The sequence below is a fragment of the Mesorhizobium sp. M0048 genome, assembly GCF_040323405.1.
In the GTDB taxonomy this organism is placed as follows: Bacteria; Pseudomonadota; Alphaproteobacteria; order Rhizobiales; family Rhizobiaceae; genus Mesorhizobium.
In genome coordinates, this window is the sequence record NZ_JAMYUV010000001.1 from 157,711 (window position 1) to 174,341 (window position 16,631).

Annotated in this window: 15 protein-coding genes and 1 riboswitch; of the genes, 9 read left to right on the top strand and 6 right to left on the bottom strand. The window is 63.8% G+C overall.

Annotated features, from left to right (window positions below; all coding sequences use genetic code 11):
• Positions 1–195 precede the first annotated feature (195 nt).
• Complete coding sequence (locus NKJ84_RS00795) at positions 196–1,494, top strand: adenylosuccinate synthase (RefSeq protein ID WP_352504962.1); 1,299 nt, start codon at positions 196–198, stop codon at positions 1,492–1,494.
• A 73-nt stretch (positions 1,495–1,567) separates the two neighbouring features.
• Positions 1,568–3,265: a hypothetical protein gene (locus tag NKJ84_RS00800; RefSeq protein ID WP_352504963.1), complete on the top strand. Its 1,698-nt coding sequence runs from the start codon at positions 1,568–1,570 to the stop codon at positions 3,263–3,265.
• 31 nt (positions 3,266–3,296) lie between these two features.
• On the opposite strand, the gene NKJ84_RS00805 is transcribed toward NKJ84_RS00800, so the two are convergent.
• From NKJ84_RS00805 to NKJ84_RS00820, 4 genes are all read right to left on the bottom strand, one after another.
• Positions 3,297–3,596 carry a CcdB family protein gene (locus NKJ84_RS00805; RefSeq protein ID WP_352504964.1) on the bottom strand — a complete coding sequence of 100 codons (300 nt, stop codon included), beginning with the start codon at positions 3,594–3,596 and terminating at the stop codon, positions 3,297–3,299.
• Positions 3,596–3,838, bottom strand: coding sequence for a type II toxin-antitoxin system CcdA family antitoxin (locus NKJ84_RS00810; protein WP_254816484.1), 243 nt, complete (start codon positions 3,836–3,838; stop codon positions 3,596–3,598). The genes NKJ84_RS00805 and NKJ84_RS00810 overlap by 1 nt, the downstream gene beginning before the upstream one ends.
• 76 nt (positions 3,839–3,914) lie before the next feature.
• Positions 3,915–5,735, bottom strand: coding sequence for an ABC-F family ATP-binding cassette domain-containing protein (locus tag NKJ84_RS00815; RefSeq protein WP_352504965.1), 1,821 nt, complete (start codon positions 5,733–5,735; stop codon positions 3,915–3,917).
• Between the two features lies 1 nt (position 5,736).
• Positions 5,737–6,381 carry a thiamine diphosphokinase gene (locus tag NKJ84_RS00820; RefSeq protein WP_352504966.1) on the bottom strand — a complete coding sequence of 215 codons (645 nt, stop codon included), beginning with the start codon at positions 6,379–6,381 and terminating at the stop codon, positions 5,737–5,739.
• Between the two features lie 140 nt (positions 6,382–6,521).
• Positions 6,522–6,636: riboswitch (TPP riboswitch) on the top strand.
• 43 nt (positions 6,637–6,679) lie between these two features.
• Here NKJ84_RS00820 and thiB point away from each other — a divergent pair.
• The 4 genes from thiB (at position 6,680) to NKJ84_RS00840 (ending at position 12,064) form a co-directional block, all read left to right on the top strand.
• Complete coding sequence (gene thiB, locus NKJ84_RS00825; RefSeq protein ID WP_352504967.1) at positions 6,680–7,693, top strand: thiamine ABC transporter substrate binding subunit; 1,014 nt, start codon at positions 6,680–6,682, stop codon at positions 7,691–7,693.
• Positions 7,694–7,932: 239 nt separating this feature from the next.
• Entirely contained in the window at positions 7,933–9,552 is a 1,620-nt protein-coding gene (gene thiP, locus NKJ84_RS00830) for a thiamine/thiamine pyrophosphate ABC transporter permease (protein ID WP_352504968.1), read from the top strand.
• On the top strand, positions 9,549–10,340 hold the full coding sequence (gene thiQ / locus NKJ84_RS00835) for a thiamine ABC transporter ATP-binding protein (protein WP_352504969.1): 792 nt from the start codon (positions 9,549–9,551) through the stop codon (positions 10,338–10,340). Before thiP ends, thiQ begins: the two co-directional genes overlap by 4 nt.
• 254 nt (positions 10,341–10,594) lie before the next feature.
• Entirely contained in the window at positions 10,595–12,064 is a 1,470-nt protein-coding gene (locus NKJ84_RS00840; protein ID WP_254817057.1) for a M48 family metalloprotease, read from the top strand.
• A 13-nt stretch (positions 12,065–12,077) separates the two neighbouring features.
• Here NKJ84_RS00840 and NKJ84_RS00845 read toward each other — a convergent pair whose 3' ends face one another.
• A complete protein-coding gene (locus NKJ84_RS00845) occupies positions 12,078–12,935 on the bottom strand; it encodes an RNA polymerase factor sigma-32 (RefSeq protein ID WP_254816490.1) in 858 nt (285 codons plus the stop codon).
• A 325-nt stretch (positions 12,936–13,260) separates the two neighbouring features.
• On the opposite strand from NKJ84_RS00845, the gene NKJ84_RS00850 reads away from it, so the two are divergent.
• The 3 genes from NKJ84_RS00850 (at position 13,261) to NKJ84_RS00860 (ending at position 15,607) form a co-directional block, all read left to right on the top strand.
• Positions 13,261–14,034 (top strand): amino acid ABC transporter substrate-binding protein, encoded by a 774-nt coding sequence (locus tag NKJ84_RS00850; protein WP_352504970.1) that lies wholly within the window; start codon positions 13,261–13,263, stop codon positions 14,032–14,034.
• A gap of 122 nt (positions 14,035–14,156) precedes the next feature.
• Positions 14,157–14,837, top strand: coding sequence for an ABC transporter permease subunit (locus NKJ84_RS00855; RefSeq protein ID WP_023721020.1), 681 nt, complete (start codon positions 14,157–14,159; stop codon positions 14,835–14,837).
• Positions 14,834–15,607 (top strand): amino acid ABC transporter ATP-binding protein, encoded by a 774-nt coding sequence (locus NKJ84_RS00860; protein ID WP_254816493.1) that lies wholly within the window; start codon positions 14,834–14,836, stop codon positions 15,605–15,607. Before NKJ84_RS00855 ends, NKJ84_RS00860 begins: the two co-directional genes overlap by 4 nt.
• Positions 15,608–15,681: 74 nt before the next feature.
• Here the strand turns inward: NKJ84_RS00860 and NKJ84_RS00865 are convergent, their stop codons facing one another.
• Positions 15,682–16,263, bottom strand: a complete 582-nt coding sequence (locus tag NKJ84_RS00865) for a CarD family transcriptional regulator (protein ID WP_006327799.1) — start codon at positions 16,261–16,263, stop codon at positions 15,682–15,684.
• Between the last annotated feature and the right edge of the window lie 368 nt (positions 16,264–16,631).

A 16,631-nucleotide genomic window follows, 5' to 3' on the forward strand; every position in this document is an offset into this window, starting at 1 on the left:
GTCGCGCTCGCCGGGTCTTGACGCTATAGAGCGACGTGCGTGCAATTGGACGCTACAAGTACGCGTCGGAAGGCTCTAATCCTCGCGTCGTGCTTTTCCGAAAATCGATTCCGATTTTGGGGGCCGATGCGATAGAGGCCTGTCGTTTCGAACTGTTTTCAAGCTGCTCGTGCGGCGTCTCAAGGGAAAAGAAATATGGCCAATGTGGTGGTCGTCGGCTCGCAATGGGGCGATGAGGGCAAAGGCAAGATCGTAGACTGGCTGTCGGAGCGCGCCGACGTTGTCGTGCGCTTCCAAGGCGGCCACAATGCCGGCCACACGCTGGTCGTCGACGGCAAGGTCTACAAGCTGTCGCTGCTGCCGTCCGGCGTGGTGCGGCAAGGCAAGCTGTCCATCATCGGCAATGGCGTCGTCTTCGATCCGCACGCTTTCGTCGCGGAGGTTGCGAAATTGAAGGCGCAGGGCGTCGAGGTGACGCCGGACCGCCTGAAAATAGCCGAAAACACCGCGCTTATCCTGTCCTTGCACCGGGAGCTGGACGGATTCCGCGAGGACGCCGCGTCCAATTCCGGAACGAAGATCGGCACGACCCGCCGCGGTATCGGTCCCGCCTACGAAGACAAGGTGGGCCGGCGCGCGGTCAGGGTGATGGATTTGGCGGATTTGGAAACGCTACCCTTGAAGGTCTACAGGCTGCTGACGCACCACAATGCGCTGCGGCGCGGGCTTGGCCATGCCGAAGTCACGCATGAGGCGATCATGAGCGAGCTGATTTCCGTCGCTGACGAGATCCTGCCCTATATGGACCGCGTCTGGAAAATCCTCGACGACAAGCGCCGCGCCGGCGAGCGCATCCTGTTCGAGGGCGCGCAAGGCACGTTGCTCGACATCGATCATGGTACCTATCCGTTCGTCACCTCGTCCAATACGGTTGCCGGTCAGGCCGCCGCGGGCTCCGGTGTCGGCCCGGGCGCCATCGGCTATGTGCTCGGCATCACCAAAGCCTATACCACGCGCGTCGGCGAAGGCCCGTTTCCGACCGAGCAGAAGAACGAGATCGGCGAGTTCCTGGGCACGCGTGGCCATGAATTCGGCGTCGTCACCGGCCGCAAGCGGCGCTGCGGCTGGTTCGATGCCGTGCTGGTCCGCCAGGCTGTCGCCGTCAACGGCATCAAGGGCATTGCGCTGACCAAGCTCGATGTGCTCGATGGGCTGGACGAGATCAAGGTCTGTACCGGCTACCGACTCGACGGCGAGGCGATCGATTACCTGCCGGCCAGCCAGGGTGCGCAGGCCCGCGTCGAACCGGTCTACGAAACGTTGGAGGGGTGGAAAGGTACCACCGCCGGCGCGCGCAGCTGGAACGATCTGCCGGCGCAGGCGGTGAAGTACGTCCGCCACATCGAAGAGCTGATCGGCGCGCCGGTCGCACTCCTTTCCACCAGCCCTGAACGGGACGACACGATACTTGTGACCGATCCGTTTCAAGACTAGTTTCTCAGCCTTTCCGGGCATTGCGGCTGATTTGCGGGGGCCGGCCCAGAAACAAATGCAGGTCGACTGAAGCATGGTAGATTTTGTTGGTGCCCTGAAAAAGACGCTAGACAAGCTTGATAAGCCGTCGGCGGAAGTGCGCGCCAAAGTTTATGACATGGCGCGTTCGACGATCGCGAAGAAAATTGCCGAACGCGATCCGCCGTTTGCGCCGTCGGATGTCGCCAGGCAGAAGCGCGCACTCGAAGACGCCATCGCAAGCGTTGAGCGAGAATATGCTAAACCGGCACCGGCATCCGATCCGCTGGCGGAACTGGAGGACATCTTCTCCTCCATCGACCGCAACAAGAACCAGCCCAGCCATGTCCGGCAGCCGGCAAAGACCGAGCCAGCAAAGACGGAGCCAGCAACGACCGGGCCAGCAAAGACCGGGCCGGCCCAGACTGGGCCGGCATGGCAGTCCACGCCCGCCAAGGCGGTGCCGAACTGGCAAAAGCCGCAGCCCGTCGCTCTTCCTCAAGAGCGCGCTGGTCCGCCGCCGTCCGATATGGATCTTCCGACGGCCGATGACCAAGACAGCGTTTTTCGGGGCGACGACTTTTCCAACGACGGCGGCCCCGCGGAGGACAGGTTCCAGCGACTCCATCCTGCCGAGCGCAGGCGCAGCTATGGCGGCGTGATCGCCGCCGCCATTGCCCTGCTGGTCATTGCCGGTGGCGGTTATGGCATCTGGCTGAACAAGGATGCGTTCGGCAGCATGCTCGGCCTCGACGAGACCAAAGCCGTCGCCACCGAACCGCTGGTAAAACCAGCCCCGGCCAAGCCGGTGGCCGATGCGGCCGTACCGGCCGCCGCGCCTCCGACGGAGGCCGGCGAGGGCGCGAAGTTTACGCAGCGCCTTACGCCCGAGGGCCACGAAGTCGATCCCGGCCCCGCGGCCGGGCAGGCGGGCATCGGCGAAGGCGAATCCGTCGCCGCACTGACCACGCCGCCGTCGGCCGCTCAAGCGCCGACCACCCCGGCACCCGCCGCGCCGGCACCGGCCGCACCCGCCGACACGCAAGCCACGGCCAATGCTCCACCAGTCGATGGGTCCGCTGCGCCAACGCCCGCAACGCCGCCCGATGCTGCAGCTACTCCGCCAGCCCCTGCAACGGCCGCCCCACCGCCCGCGACGGCAGCGGCACCGACGGTAGTTCCGCCGCAAGCCGCGTTGGCCGTCGGCCAGAAGGCGATCTTCTACGAGGAGCGCACCAGCACCGCTCAAGGCTCGGCCGAGCCCGGCAACATCGTCTGGTCGCTGGTGCAGGAATCGCCCGGCGGCGACCTGCCGCCCGAGCCGGCGATCCGTGCCGAGGCGACCATTCCAGGCAAGGATATCCAGTTGCGCATGACGATCCGTCGCAACACCGACCAGACGCTGCCGGCCAGCCACATCATCGAGATGATCTTCCTGACGCCTAATGGCTTCGAGGGCGGCGGTGTCGACAACATCTTGCGTGTCGCCATGAAGGGCTCCGAGCAGGATGCCGGCAGCCCGCTGATCGGCATCCCGGCCAAGATCGCCGATGGCTTCTTCCTGGTTGCGCTCAACGACACCAAGGCGGATGAAGACGCCAATCTGACCTTGCTCAGAGGTCAGGACTGGATTGACGTGCCGGTCGTCTACAAGACCGGGCGGCGGGCGCTGCTCACCATGGAAAAGGGAATTCCCGGCGAGAAGGTATTCGACGAGGCGCTGAAGGCCTGGCAGACAAAGACGGCGGGGTGAGGCCGGCTCACCAGCCCAACGCCTCCTTGGCTCAGAAGCCTTGGAACAGCATGTCGAGCGCGCTCACGATGTCTTCGTGATGCCTGGTCAGATTCAGTCGGCTCTCGCCCAGTTCCGTCGCCGCAACCGTGGCGATCAAATGGGTGGCCATGACCAATTTCCGACCATTGATCTCGAAAATGGGATGGAGCCTTCGCATTGGTGATGGTGCCATCGCAACCGGCAGCAGCGGGACGACCACCCGGGTCTTGAAATGGTCGAGCAGATCGGCCTGGACGTCGAGGAGATAGCCGCCTTCGATGCTACTCGCGAAGACGTCGTAGCGCGCCATCAGAATTGCCGATGTTCTGCCAGCGGAATACCGTGTTTTTCGACATATTCGTTCCACGCATCTATCGTCGCGCGGTTCTCAAGCTTCCACAGCCGCGTCTTTTCGGCGGCCACTGCCTCTGCGATGCCGGCTTCAGCGGCGCGCGAGACATTAACATCGAGCCCCTTGGCTTCCTTCATGAGCTTTGAGTCGATAGACAGATTTGCCGGCTGACGAACCGCATTCACAGCTATCTTGCGCATGATCACCTCCGCAGCATGCGCATAACATATGCGCACTCCTGTCTAGCCGCAATGACAAGGCGCTTGAACTCGCGAATTACCCCTCCATCTCCTCGCGCAGCATCTCGAGTTCCAGCCATTCCTCCTCGAGCGCTGCCAGTGTGACGCGCTCCTTGTCGAGCGCGGCAATCGTCTTCTGGAACGAGGCCGGGTCGCGCTCGTAATAGGCCGGATCGGCGATGTTGTTCTCCAGCCGCGAGATCGAGGCCGACACCGCCTCGATCTTCTTGGGCAAGGTTTCCAGCGCGAATTTCTGCTTGAACGACAGTTTCTTTGCCGGGCCCTTGGGAGCGACCGCGTCGCTCCTGCTTGCGGCCGTCGCCTCGCTGGTCTCTGCCTTCGGCCGCGCCTTGCGGTCGTCCAGCCTGGTGCCGCCGCGCTGCGCCAGCATGTCGGAATAGCCGCCGGCATATTCGATCCAGCGGCCATCACCATCCGGCGCGATGATGCTGGTCACGGTGCGGTCGAGGAAATCGCGATCGTGGCTGACCAGGATCACCGTGCCGGCAAAGCCGGCGACCAGTTCCTGCAGCAACTCCAGCGTCTCCATATCGAGGTCGTTGGTCGGCTCGTCGAGCACAAGCAGGTTTGCCGGCCGCGCCAAAACGCGGGCGAGAATCAGCCGTGCCCGCTCGCCGCCCGAAAGCTCGCGCACCGGCGTGCGCGCCTGTTCCGGCTTGAACAGGAAGTCTTTCATGTAAGAGACGACGTGGCGCTGTTCGCCATTGATGACCAGGTTCTCGCCGCGACCGTCGGTGAGATACTGCGCCAGTGTCTCCTGTGGATCGACGGCCTCGCGCTTCTGGTCGAGCGTGGCGATCTCCAGATTGGTGCCGAGCCGCACCGTGCCTGCGTCCGGCTTCAATTCGCCGGTCAGCATCTTCAACAGCGTCGTCTTGCCAGCGCCGTTCGGCCCGACCAAGCCAACGCGATCGCCGCGCTGGATGCGGGTCGAAAATCCCTTGACCACGATCAGATCGCCAAAGCTCTTCTCGATGTTCCTGGCCTCTATCACCAGCTTGCCGGATTCGGCGGCGTCGCTGGCTGTCATCGTCGCCGCACCCTCGGCGCCGCGATGACCGCGAAAGCGCTGGCGCATGGTCTGCAACTCACCGAGCCGGCGCATGTTGCGCTTGCGCCGCGCTGTCACGCCATAGCGCAGCCAGTGCTCCTCGCGGACGATCTGGCGACCGAGCTTGTGCTGCTCGCGCTCTTCCTCCTCCAGCACCGTGTCGCGCCATTGCTCGAAATAGCCAAAGCCCTTGTCGAGACGGCGGGTCTGCCCGCGGTCGAGCCAGATTGTGGCGCGTGACACGCGCTCGAGAAAACGGCGGTCATGCGAGATGACGACCAGTGCCGAGGAGGTGCGGGCAAGCTCCTCCTCCAGCCATTCGATGACCGACAGGTCAAGATGGTTTGTCGGCTCATCGAGGAGGAGAATGTCGGGCTCCGGCGCCATGACGCGGGCGAGTGCCGCACGCCTCGCCTCGCCGCCGGAGAGGTCGTTCGGCCGTTCTTCGCCGGTCAGGCCGAGATGCTCCATCAGATAGGTGGCGCGATAGGGATCGTCGGCGGGCCCGAGCCCCGCCTCGACATAGGCGCGGACGGTCGCAAAACCTTCCATGTCGGGCATTTGCGGCAAGTAGCGCACGGTTGCCGAAGGCTGGCGGAAGACTTCGCCGTCCTGCGGCTCGATCAGCCCGGCGGCGATCTTGAGGAGCGTCGACTTGCCCGAACCGTTTCGGCCGACCAAGGCGATCTTGTCGCCAGCTGAGGCCGTCAGGGCGGCACCGTCGAGCAGCGGCGTGCCGCCAAAGGTCAGCTTTATCCCATCGAGATTGAGAAGCGGCGGTGCCATGTCAGCTTTCAGGTAAGGGAAAAGGATGCGCGAGCAGCAGCGCGCGGCCGCTGGCCAGCGCGATTTCCAACCGGCCCCTGACCTCGTTGGAAATGGTCAGCGACGAGCCGAACGCAACCTCGACATGGTCGAGCGGCCATTTGGCACCGGTGACGCTCAGGCCGGCGAGATCGGAGAAGCCGAGCACCGAAAACAGCGTGCCGTCGGCATAGTCGAAGCCAGTCTTTCCGGGCAGCAAGGGAATGCCTTCCTGTGCGCCGCTGGTCAAAAGCACGTCCGTCCCGCCTTCCGCCAGCCGGACGCTCAGCGCCAGATGCAGGAAGATGTGGTCGGTGCGTTTGCCGCCGAAAGCGCCTGCGAGCACAAGGCTGGTCGCACCGCGTTCGAGTGCGGCGGCGATAGCGAGTTCACCGTCGGTCTTGTCCTTTTCGGCGGGAAACACCTGCCGTGGCACGGCGGCCAGATCCTCCGGCAACTCGGCAGGTACGGAATCGAAATCGCCGACCCAGAGTTCCGGCCTCAGGCCCAGCATACGGGCATGGCCGATGCCGGCATCGGCAGCGATGACGCGCGAGCCTTCGACCTGGCGGTCGAGCAGCGGCGTGCGGATGAGATCGCCGCCAAGCAGGATGGTGAATTTGCTCATATCTCGTGGCCCTTACCAGCCCTGCCCCAGAAACGGAAGAATGAAACGGAAGATGAAACGGCAGACGAAACGGAAGGCTGGGCTTTGGATGCCCGGCAAACTTCCGCTTGCGCGGCACTTCGGCCGGGCCTATGTGTCGAAACGCTCTAACGGGGTGCCGGACGCGATCTTCGCGGACCGGCTGAGAGGCAAGACTGCCAACCCGCTGAACCTGATCCGGTTTGTACCGGCGGAGGGATTAGACGCTTCGGACAGCCCGGCGCCTCAATTCCTTTCAATGCGAACGAAGGAGGCGCCGATGCGCAGTTTTTTCCACTCTCTTGTCCCGATTGTCCTGCTTGCGGCATCCGCGCTCGCCCTGCCAGGGCAGGCATCGGCACAGGATAGACTGACCGTCTATACCTATGAAAGCTTCACCGCCGATTGGGGTCCGGGACCGGCGGTGAAGAAGGCCTTCGAGGCCGAGTGCAGCTGCGTCGTCGAATTCGTCTCGGTCGCTGACGGCGTGGCGCTGCTCAACCGTGTGAAGCTGGAAGGGGCCGCCACCAAGGCCGATATCGTGCTTGGCCTCGATACCAATTTAACCGCCGACGCCAAGGCAACCGGCCTGTTTTCGCCGCATGGCGCCATATCGGATGTCAGCGTGCCGGGCGGCTGGCGCGACGATACTTTCGTGCCGTTCGACTATGGCTATTTCGCCGTCGTCTACGATACCGAAAAACTGAAGAACCCGCCGAAGAGCCTCAGGGAATTGGTCGAGGGCGATGCCGGAGAGAAGATCGTCATCCAGGACCCGCGCACCTCGACGCCGGGCCTTGGCCTGCTGTTGTGGGTCAAGTCGGTCTATGGCGACAAGGCGCCCGAAGCCTGGGCCAAGCTCAAGGCAAAGGTGCTGACGGTGACGCCAGGCTGGAGCGAGGCCTACGGCCTGTTCACCAAGGGCGAGGCGCCGATGGTGCTGTCGTATACCACGTCGCCGGCCTACCACATGGTCGCCGAAAACACCGAGCGCTACCAGGCGGCGTCCTTCGAGGAAGGCGAATACCTGCAGATCGAAGTTGCGGGGATCACCACCAAGGGCGCGAAGAACCCGCTGGCGGAAAAGTTCATCGCCTTCATGACCGGACCGAAATTCCAGGATGTCATTCCCGAAACCAACTGGATGTTCCCGGCCGGCAAGACCGACAAGCCGCTCAATCCGGCGTTCGACAAGCTTGTCAAACCGACCAAAACCTTGCTGTTCAGCCCGGAGGAAGTCGCGGCCCACCGCAAGGCCTGGGTCGATGAGTGGCTTGCGGCGATGAGCAAGTAGCTTTGGCCGATTGATCGAAGATGATCGCTCTACGGCGCCCCCCTCTGTCCTGCCGGACATCTCCCCCACAAGGGGGGAGATCGGACGGCACGGCGGCTTTCGCCAGTCGCCGATGTTGCTGGAATGAGCGGAGCGCTGAAACTGCCAATCTCACCCCTTGTGGGGGAGATGTCCGGCAGGACAGAGGGGGCGCGAAGGAACGCAATCCTCACTAAGAATCTCGAATCTGGTAGTCTAGCGTGCAACGCGCACCATCATCTGACTCCCGCGTCAACGCCGGCATCGTCGCGCTCGCCGCCATCGCGTTGCTGATCGGCGGTGCATTCACCGGGCTCGTCGTCGAAGCCACGCGCGACCCGTCCGGTGTTGTCTCCGCCTTCGATTCGTATCTCTTGCGTATCGTCCGTTTCACGCTCTGGCAGGCTCTGTTGTCGACCCTGCTCTCCGTCGCGCCAGCGCTGTTCGTCGCGCGTGCCCTGTCGCGGCATCCACAGTTTTTCGGGCGAGGCTTTATCCTGCAGCTTTTCGCCGTGCCACTGGCGCTGCCGGCCATTGTTGCCGCACTCGGTGTCTTGGCACTCTATGGCCGCGCCGGCTATTTTGCCGGCACGCTGGGCGCGCTAGGCGGCCAGAGCTGGCCCGGCATCTATGGCCTGTCGGGCATACTCGTCGCCCATGTCTTCTTCAACCTGCCGCTGGCGACGCGGCTGTTCCTGGAGGCGTTGCAGATCGTGCCGGCCGACCAATGGCGGCTGGCGAGCCAGCTTGGCATGGGTGCTGCGCCGGCCTTCCGGCTGATCGAATGGCCGCCGCTGCGTGCGGCCTTGCCGGGCGTTGCCGGGCTCGTTTTCATGCTGTGCATCACCTCCTTCACCATCGTGCTTACGCTCGGCGGCGGACCCAGCGCGACGACGCTGGAGGTTGCCATCTACCAGGCGCTGCGTTTCGACTTCGACCCGGCGCGGGCTGTGACGCTGACCCTGCTGCAGATTGCCCTGACCTTCGTGGTCGTGCTGGCCTTGACGCGGCTTGGCGCCAATATGACCGGCGACGCCAATCTGCCGGTGGCGCCGCGCCGGTATTTTTTAGCCGGTGCGGCCGAGACCGTGCTGAACGCGCTGGTGATCGGGCTGGCACTGCTATTTGTCGCCGGGCCGATGGCGGCCACGCTGGCGGCCGGGCTTGGCGCCGATCTCGGCCGCCTTGCCGGCGAGAGCGCGGTGCGGCAAGCGACGGCGACCAGTGCCGTGCTGTCCGTCTTATCGGCGCTGCTCTCCCTGGCGCTGTCGCTGTCGCTGGTCATGGCGCGCCGGGCGCTGGCGCTCACCCGGCGGACAGGCCGGCGGACGGTGCTCGAGCATCTGGCCGACACCGGTGCGGGGTTCGTCCTGGTGGTGCCGCCCATCGTCATCGGCGCCGGCTGGTTCCTGCTCCTGCGCACCGTCAGCGATGTCTTTGCGATCGCCCCTGTCATGGTCGTTGCGGTCAATGCGGTGATGGCGATGCCGTTCGCCATCCGCGCCATCCGCCCTGCCTATGACGCGGCGAGCGAACGCCACGAACGGCTTTGCGCACAGCTTGGCATCTCGGGCTGGAACCGGTTGCGGCTGGTCGACTGGCCGTCGCTGCGGCGGCCGCTCGCCACCGGCTTCGCTTTCGCCATGGCGCTGTCGCTCGGCGATCTTGGCGTCATTGCGCTGTTCGGCAGCGATTCCGTGCAAACCTTGCCCTACCTGCTGCTGGCCCGCATGGGCAGTTACCGCACCGAGGATGCGGCCGGGCTGGCGCTGGTGCTCGGCCTTGTCTGCCTGGCGCTGGTGCTGACCGCGGACTGGATGGGAAGGAGGGAGAAATCATGATGCCGATCAGCCCGGAACGGTCCATTTCGGTGGAAAAAGGCGCGGCCGTGCGGCTCGATAATGTCTCGTTCAGCTATGGTGAAACGCCGCTTATATTCGATGTCGATTTCCCGGCGTCGGAAATCACCGCCATCATGGGGCCGAGCGGTTCGGGAAAGTCGACACTGCTCAATCTGGTGGCCGGTTTCGAAGCGCCACGGTCAGGCCGCGTGCTCATCGGCGGCGCCGACGTCAGCACTGCGCCGCCATCAGCGCGGCCGGTATCGATGGTGTTCCAGGAAAACAACCTGTTTGCCCATCTGTCCCTCGAGCAGAATGTCGGGCTCGGCCGCTCGCCTTCGCTCAGGCTGAGCGAGGCTGACCGCGCCGCAATCGCCGCAGCGCTGAAGCGCGTCGGCCTTGCCGGCAAGGAAAGCCGACTGCCGCGCGAACTCTCCGGCGGCGAGCGGCAGCGCGTCGCGCTCGCCCGGGTTTTAGTGCGCGACCGGCCGGTGCTGTTGCTTGACGAGCCGTTCGCTTCGCTCGGACCGGCACTGCGCGACGACATGCTCGACCTGGTGGCCGACGTCCATTCGGAGCAGCGCATGACGGTGCTATTCGTCACGCACCAGCCGGACGATGCGCGCCGTATCGGCCAAAACATGGTTTTCCTGGACGGTGGCACGGTTGCCGCGACCGGCACCGCCGCCGATTTTTTCGTTGGGGCTGGACCGGAGGCATTCCGACGCTATATCGGCTCGGGTCCGTTTGCGACTGGATCACGAGATGTTGCCCGGAAGCGGACATAATTTATGGTCAAACCGGCGGAAGGCGAAGCGGCGCTTGCTTGCCATGGTCGAGGTAGTGTGGCTAGGTCCGCCAGGAACTGGTCCGGCTTAGACCGTGATTTGCCCTTGCTGCCTCGTATCTGTCGGACGCACGAAGGACGCCGTAGAACTTGATTTTGCGCGTGATGCTTTCCGGAAATCGCGCCCGATTTTCGCGGTCACGTCCCAGGACTTGAAAGGAAGCCGACCTGCCGACCGGCATCGACAATCGGAGGCTGAAACCGCTGGCGCGCTTTCTTGCGCTGGCCGGTCTTGCCGTGGCGCTGGCAAGCTGCCAGATGTTCACGCCTCCCGACGTGCAGGAATCGGGCTTCCAGCCCTCCGACAAGCCGATTACGGTCGACAATGTCGCCGCTAACAGCAGGCTCGCCGAACTGGCGAAGGCGCAGCACCCGCGCATCCTCGCCACCTATGGCGGCGAGTATTCCGACCCCAAGCTCGAGCGCATGGTGGCCAAGGTCGTCGGCAGACTGACCGTGGTGTCGGCCAACCCGACCCAGACCTACCGCATCACCATCCTCAACTCGCCCAACGTCAATGCCTTCGCGCTGCCGGGCGGCTATCTCTACATCACCCGCGGCCTGCTGGCGTTGGCCAACGATTCAGCCGAGCTTGCCGCCGTCATTGCGCATGAGATGGGCCACGTTACGGCCAATCATGGTCTGCAGCGCCAGCAGCTGGAAGCCGAAGAGGGGTTGGCGACCAAGGTCGTTTCGGACGTGCTCGGCGACAACCCGACGGCCAAGGCGGCGCTGATCCGCGGCAAGCTGAGGCTGGCCCAGTTCTCGCGCAATCAGGAGCTGGAGGCCGATGCCATCGGCATCAAGTCGATCGGCGAAGCCGGTTTCGACCCCTACGCCGCCGGCCGCTTCCTGCAGTCGATGTCGGCCTATACCGATTTCCGCTCGATCAGCGGCGCCACCGACGCCAGCCTCGACTTCCTGGCGACGCACCCCAACACGCCGCAGCGTATCGATCTCGCGCAGCGCCACGCCCGCCAGTTCGGCGCGCCCGGTGTCGGGTCGCGCGACCGCGATTCATTCCTTGCCGGCATAGACGGGCTGCTCTACGGCGACACGCCGGAGGAAGGCTATGTGCGCGGCGAAACCTTCCTGCATCCTGGCCTCGGCGTGTCGTTCTCAGTGCCCAACGGCTTCATCATCGACAATTCGGCGGCGGCGGTGACGGCCACAGGCCCGGGCGACATGGCAATCCGCTTCGACGGCGTTTCGATCGACAAGGACCGCTCGCTGACCGACTACATCCGCAGCGGCTGGGTTGCCGGCCTCGACGACAGCAGCGTGCGTCAGGAAACGATCAACGGCAACGAAGCGGCGACCGCGCATGCCGGCGCCGATGGCTGGCAATTCGATATTGCGGTGATCCGCGCCGGCGGCCAGGTCTACCGCTTGCTGACTGCTGCACCGTCGGCCAGCACCTCGCTGAGCACGGTGGCGCGCTCGGTCAGCGGCTCATTCCGCATCCTGAGTGCTGCCGAGAAGGCAGCACTGAAGCCACTGCGTATCCGCATCGTCACGGTGCAGCCCGGCCAGACAATGGGCTCCCTGGCCGCACAGATGGTCGGCGTGGACCGCAAGCTGGATTTGTTCAGGGTGCTCAACGCGCTGTCGCCGGGTGCGGCGGTTTCGGCCGGCGACAAGGTTAAGATCGTCACCGACAAATAGCAGCCGACGCGATTCAGGCTGCGAGAAATTCCGGATTCTGCTTTACCAGCGCCGCCTTGAGCTTTTCCATGGCGCGCGCCTCGATCTGCCGGACACGTTCCTTGGAGATGCCGAGCGTCTCGCCAAGCGCTTCGAGCGTCGCGCCCTCGTCGCTCAGCCGGCGTTCCTCGATAATCCTGAGCTCGCGCGCATTGAGAGCGCCGAGCGCCGTCTTCAGCCACACCGAGCGGCGTTCGACGTCGATCGTGTCGCCGACGACCTCATCGGGCAGCGGGTCATCCGAAACCAGGAACTCCATCCGCTCGGTTGCGCCCGCATCGTCGGCAAGCGGCGTGTTGAGCGAGCTGTCCGGCGCCGAAAGGCGGGAATCCATCATCGCCACATCCGCCTCCGATACCCCGAGAGCCGCCGACACTTCGCGGTAGAGCGTGGCATTCGACGTCTGCTCGGCGCCGTTTGCCAGGCGGGCGCGCAGACGGCGCAGGTTGAAGAACAGCGCCTTTTGCGCGGAGCTGGTGCCGCCGCGCACGATCGACCAGTTGCGCAGGATATAGTCCTGCATCGATGCGCGGATCCACCATGTCGCATAGGTCGAGAACCGCACCTCGCGCTCGGGCTCGAAACGGGCCGCGGCCTCCAGCAGCCCGACATGGCCTTCCTGGATCAGGTCGCCCAGCGGAAGGCCGTAGTGGCGAAACCGCGACGCCATGGAAATGACCAGCCGCATATGTGCGACGGTGATGCGGTGCAGCGCGTGCTGGTCATTGTTTTCCTTCCAGCGCAGCGCCAGGAGATGCTCTTCGTCACGTTCCAGATAAGGGGCTTTCATCGCCGCGCGAACCATGGTCCGTCCTGCACTGTCTTCCATCATGCCGCGCTCCTGCTTCAGGCGTTGCGGTGCGATCGAATCGTGAGTTGGCGCCGATGGTTGAAATGGCGGCGCCGCGCCCTACAACAGCGAAGAACGTGCCATGCGGGGGAATGTTCCCCTGGACTGTCATGTCGATTGCGCTGTTCCAGGCGATTCGCCACCGGCCTTGACTCAGCCGGATGGCGCCGGGAACTGCTGGTTGAGAATTGGATTTCAAGGGCGCGAGATTTTTGAAATTTAGTTTCTTATTCCGGCATCGCGCATCTGTCATTTTCCGGCACTCGCAATGACGCCGGACATCGGCCAAGGACGGGATCACAGAAAAATGAAATGGCTCAAATCGCTTATTATCGCCGGAACGCTGCAGGTTCTGGCCATCGCCGCCGGTCATGCCGGCGCCAATCTCGACCAGATCAAGCAGTCCGGCGTCTTCAAGGTCGGCACGGAAGGAACCTATGCGCCCTTCACCTATCATGATGCTTCCGGCGCGCTCGTCGGCTTCGACGTCGAGATCGCACGGGCCATCGCCGAGCGCCTCGGCGTCAAAGCCCAGTTCCTCGAAGGCAAATGGGACGGGCTGATCGCCGGTCTCGACGCCAACCGCTACGATGCCGTCATCAACGAGGTCGGCATCACCGAGGCGCGCAAGGCCAAATATGACTTTTCGGATCCCTACATCGCCTCCAAGGCGGTGCTGATCGTGCGTGGCGACAACACCGATATCAAGAGCTTCGCCGATCTCAAGGGCAAGAAGGCGGCGCAGTCGCTGACTTCGAACTTCGGCAAGCTGGCTGAAACCAACGGCGCCGAACTCGTCGGCACCGACGGCTTCGACCAGTCGATCCAGCTTCTTCTTACCGGCCGCGCCGACGCCACCATCAATGACAGCCTGTCCTTCCTCGACTTCAAGAAGCACAAGCCCGACGCCAATGTGAAGATTGCCGCGCAGGAGGAAAACGCCGACTATTCCGGCGTCATCGTGCGCAAGGGCGATCCGGAACTGGTGGCCGCCATCAATAAGGCGCTGGCCGACATCAAGGCCGACGGCACCTACAAGAAAATCGCCGAGACCTATTTCGGCCAGGACGTTTCGAAGTAAAACGGCTTTCTCGTGTGGGCCGAACGCCGGCCCGCGTCGTTCATATCGCGGCGAGCTGTCTTTTGACGGCCCGCCGCTTTCGCGTGATATGAGCGACGGCAATCTGGCAAGGAGGAGCCTTCGTGCCGCACTGGCTGCAATTGATGCTGGAATCCCTGCCTACGCTGCTGTGGGCCGCACTCATCTTCACCGTGCCGTTGACGCTGCTGTCGTTTGCATTCGGTCTTGTCCTAGGCCTGGTTGTGGCGCTTGTCCGGCTGTTCGGTCCCAAACCGCTGGTCGCCGTGGTCCGCTTCTACGTCTGGATATTCCGCGGCACGCCGCTTCTTGTGCAACTGTTCCTGATCTTCTACGGCCTGCCATCGGTCGGCATCCTGCTCGACGCCTTTCCGGCAGCACTGATCGGCTTTACCTTGAACATCGGCGCATATTCGTCGGAAATCATCCGCGCCGTCATCGGTTCGGTGCCCAAGGGCCAGTGGGAAGCGGCCTATTCGATCGGCATGACCTGGGCCCAGGCAATGCGGCGCACCATTCTTCCACAGGCGGGGCGCGTCGCCGTGCCGCCGCTGTCCAACACCTTCATCTCGCTGGTCAAGGACACTTCGCTCGCCGCCGCCATCACCGTGCCGGAGATGTTCCAGGCGGCGCAGCGCATCGTCGCCACCACCTATGAGCCGCTGATCCTCTATGTCGAGGCAGCGGCTCTCTATCTGGTCATGAGCTCCGTGCTGTCGGCCTTGCAGGCGCGGCTGGAAACGCGGCTCAACCGTTATGGCGGCTTCCTGGAGGCGCGCGCATGATCGGCCTCACCAACATCGAAAAGCGTTTCGGCGACAATTTGGTGCTGAAGGGCGTGACCGTCACCATCGAGGAAGGCAGCGTCACGGCGCTTGTCGGGCCGTCGGGCGGAGGGAAGAGCACGCTTTTGCGCTGCATCAACCTGCTCGAGCTGCCGACTTCAGGCACGGTGCGGATCGGCGACGATGCACTCGAATTCCACCCCGGCGGCAGGGTCTCGACCAGGGATATCCAGCGACTGCGGCTGCAGACCGGCATGGTGTTCCAGAATTTCCAGTTGTTTCCGCATCGCACTGCGATCGAGAACATCATGGAGGGGCTGGTGACGGTGCTGAAATGGCCCAAGGAAAGAGCGCGCGGACGGGCGCTCGCCCTGCTCGAAAAGGTCGGCATGGCGCATAAGGCCGACGCCTGGCCGGCGACGCTGTCAGGCGGCCAGCAGCAGCGCGTAGCGATTGCCCGGGCGCTGGCGCCTTCGCCGAAAGTCCTGCTCTGCGACGAGCCGACCTCTGCACTTGATCCGGAACTGGCGCAGGAGGTGGTCGACGTGCTCGGCAAGCTCGCCAGCGAGGGCACGACCATGGTGATGGCGACGCATGATCTGCGGCTCGCCTCGAAGATCGCGCGGGAAGTGGTGTTCCTCGATGCCGGCAACATCGTCGAACAAGGGCCGGCCGCGGTGCTGTTCAGCAACCCCGAGCGCCAGCGGACCAAGCGGTTCATCGCCACGCTGAAGCAGGAGGCGGAACGGGAAGGCGGCGGCAAGAGCTAGAATGGCCATTACCGGTCAGCCAAAACAAAAAACCCGGCGCGAGGCCGGGTTTTTCTGATTCGAAGGCGAAAAGCTCAGGCAGCCTCTTCCTGCTCGGCTTCCTCGTTGTCTGCCTTGGCGCCGCGCTTGGGGCCCTTGTTGAGGTTCACCTCGATGAGGCGAACCGCTTCGGTCTCCGACATGCGGTTGACGGCCGCGATCTCGCGGGCCATGCGGTCGAGGGCCGCCTCGTAGAGCTGGCGCTCGGAATAGGACTGCTCCGGCTGGTTGTCGGCGCGATAGAGGTCACGCACCACTTCCGAGATCGAGATCAGATCGCCGGAGTTGATCTTGGCATCATATTCCTGGGCGCGGCGCGACCACATGGTGCGCTTGACGCGGGCGCGGCCCTGCACGACCTTCAGCGCGCGCTCGACATAATCCTCTTCCGACAGCTTGCGCATGCCGATCGAGGTCGCCTTGGCGACCGGCACCTTGAGGCGCATCTTGTCCTTCTGGAAGTCGATGACGAACAGCTCCAGCTTGTGGCCCGCGACTTCCTGCTCATCGATCGAGACGATCTGGCCGACACCATGCGCCGGATAGACGATGTACTCGCCGGTCTTGAAACCGTGGCGCGCTGCGGTGGACTTCTTCTGCGGGGTGATCGTTGCCATTACGCCCTGAACTCCTTGTTGTGGTACCGGCATCGTGCCGGCCCGAACTCGTGCGACCGGGGTGACCGGTCCTTAGCCACACAACGATGAACTCACCGGAAAGGCCAGGACCGGCAAATCGCAACATTGCGACCGCCTGCCCCAGATCGCTCTGGTCCGGATTGAGAAATTCACCTTTCAGTGATTTGGGGCGTTTGCGCCATAAATCGACGTTGTGTCACCGGCATGTTTGGCTGATTTAACACAAAAAGTCGGAAGAATCAAGGTTTTGCTGCACGCGCGAAGGCCACGCGCCGTTGCCGCCTGTCAAGGCAGTTAATGTATCACGTCTGTTAAGCGGCGTCAGGCGGCCGCAGCCGGCGGGCTCG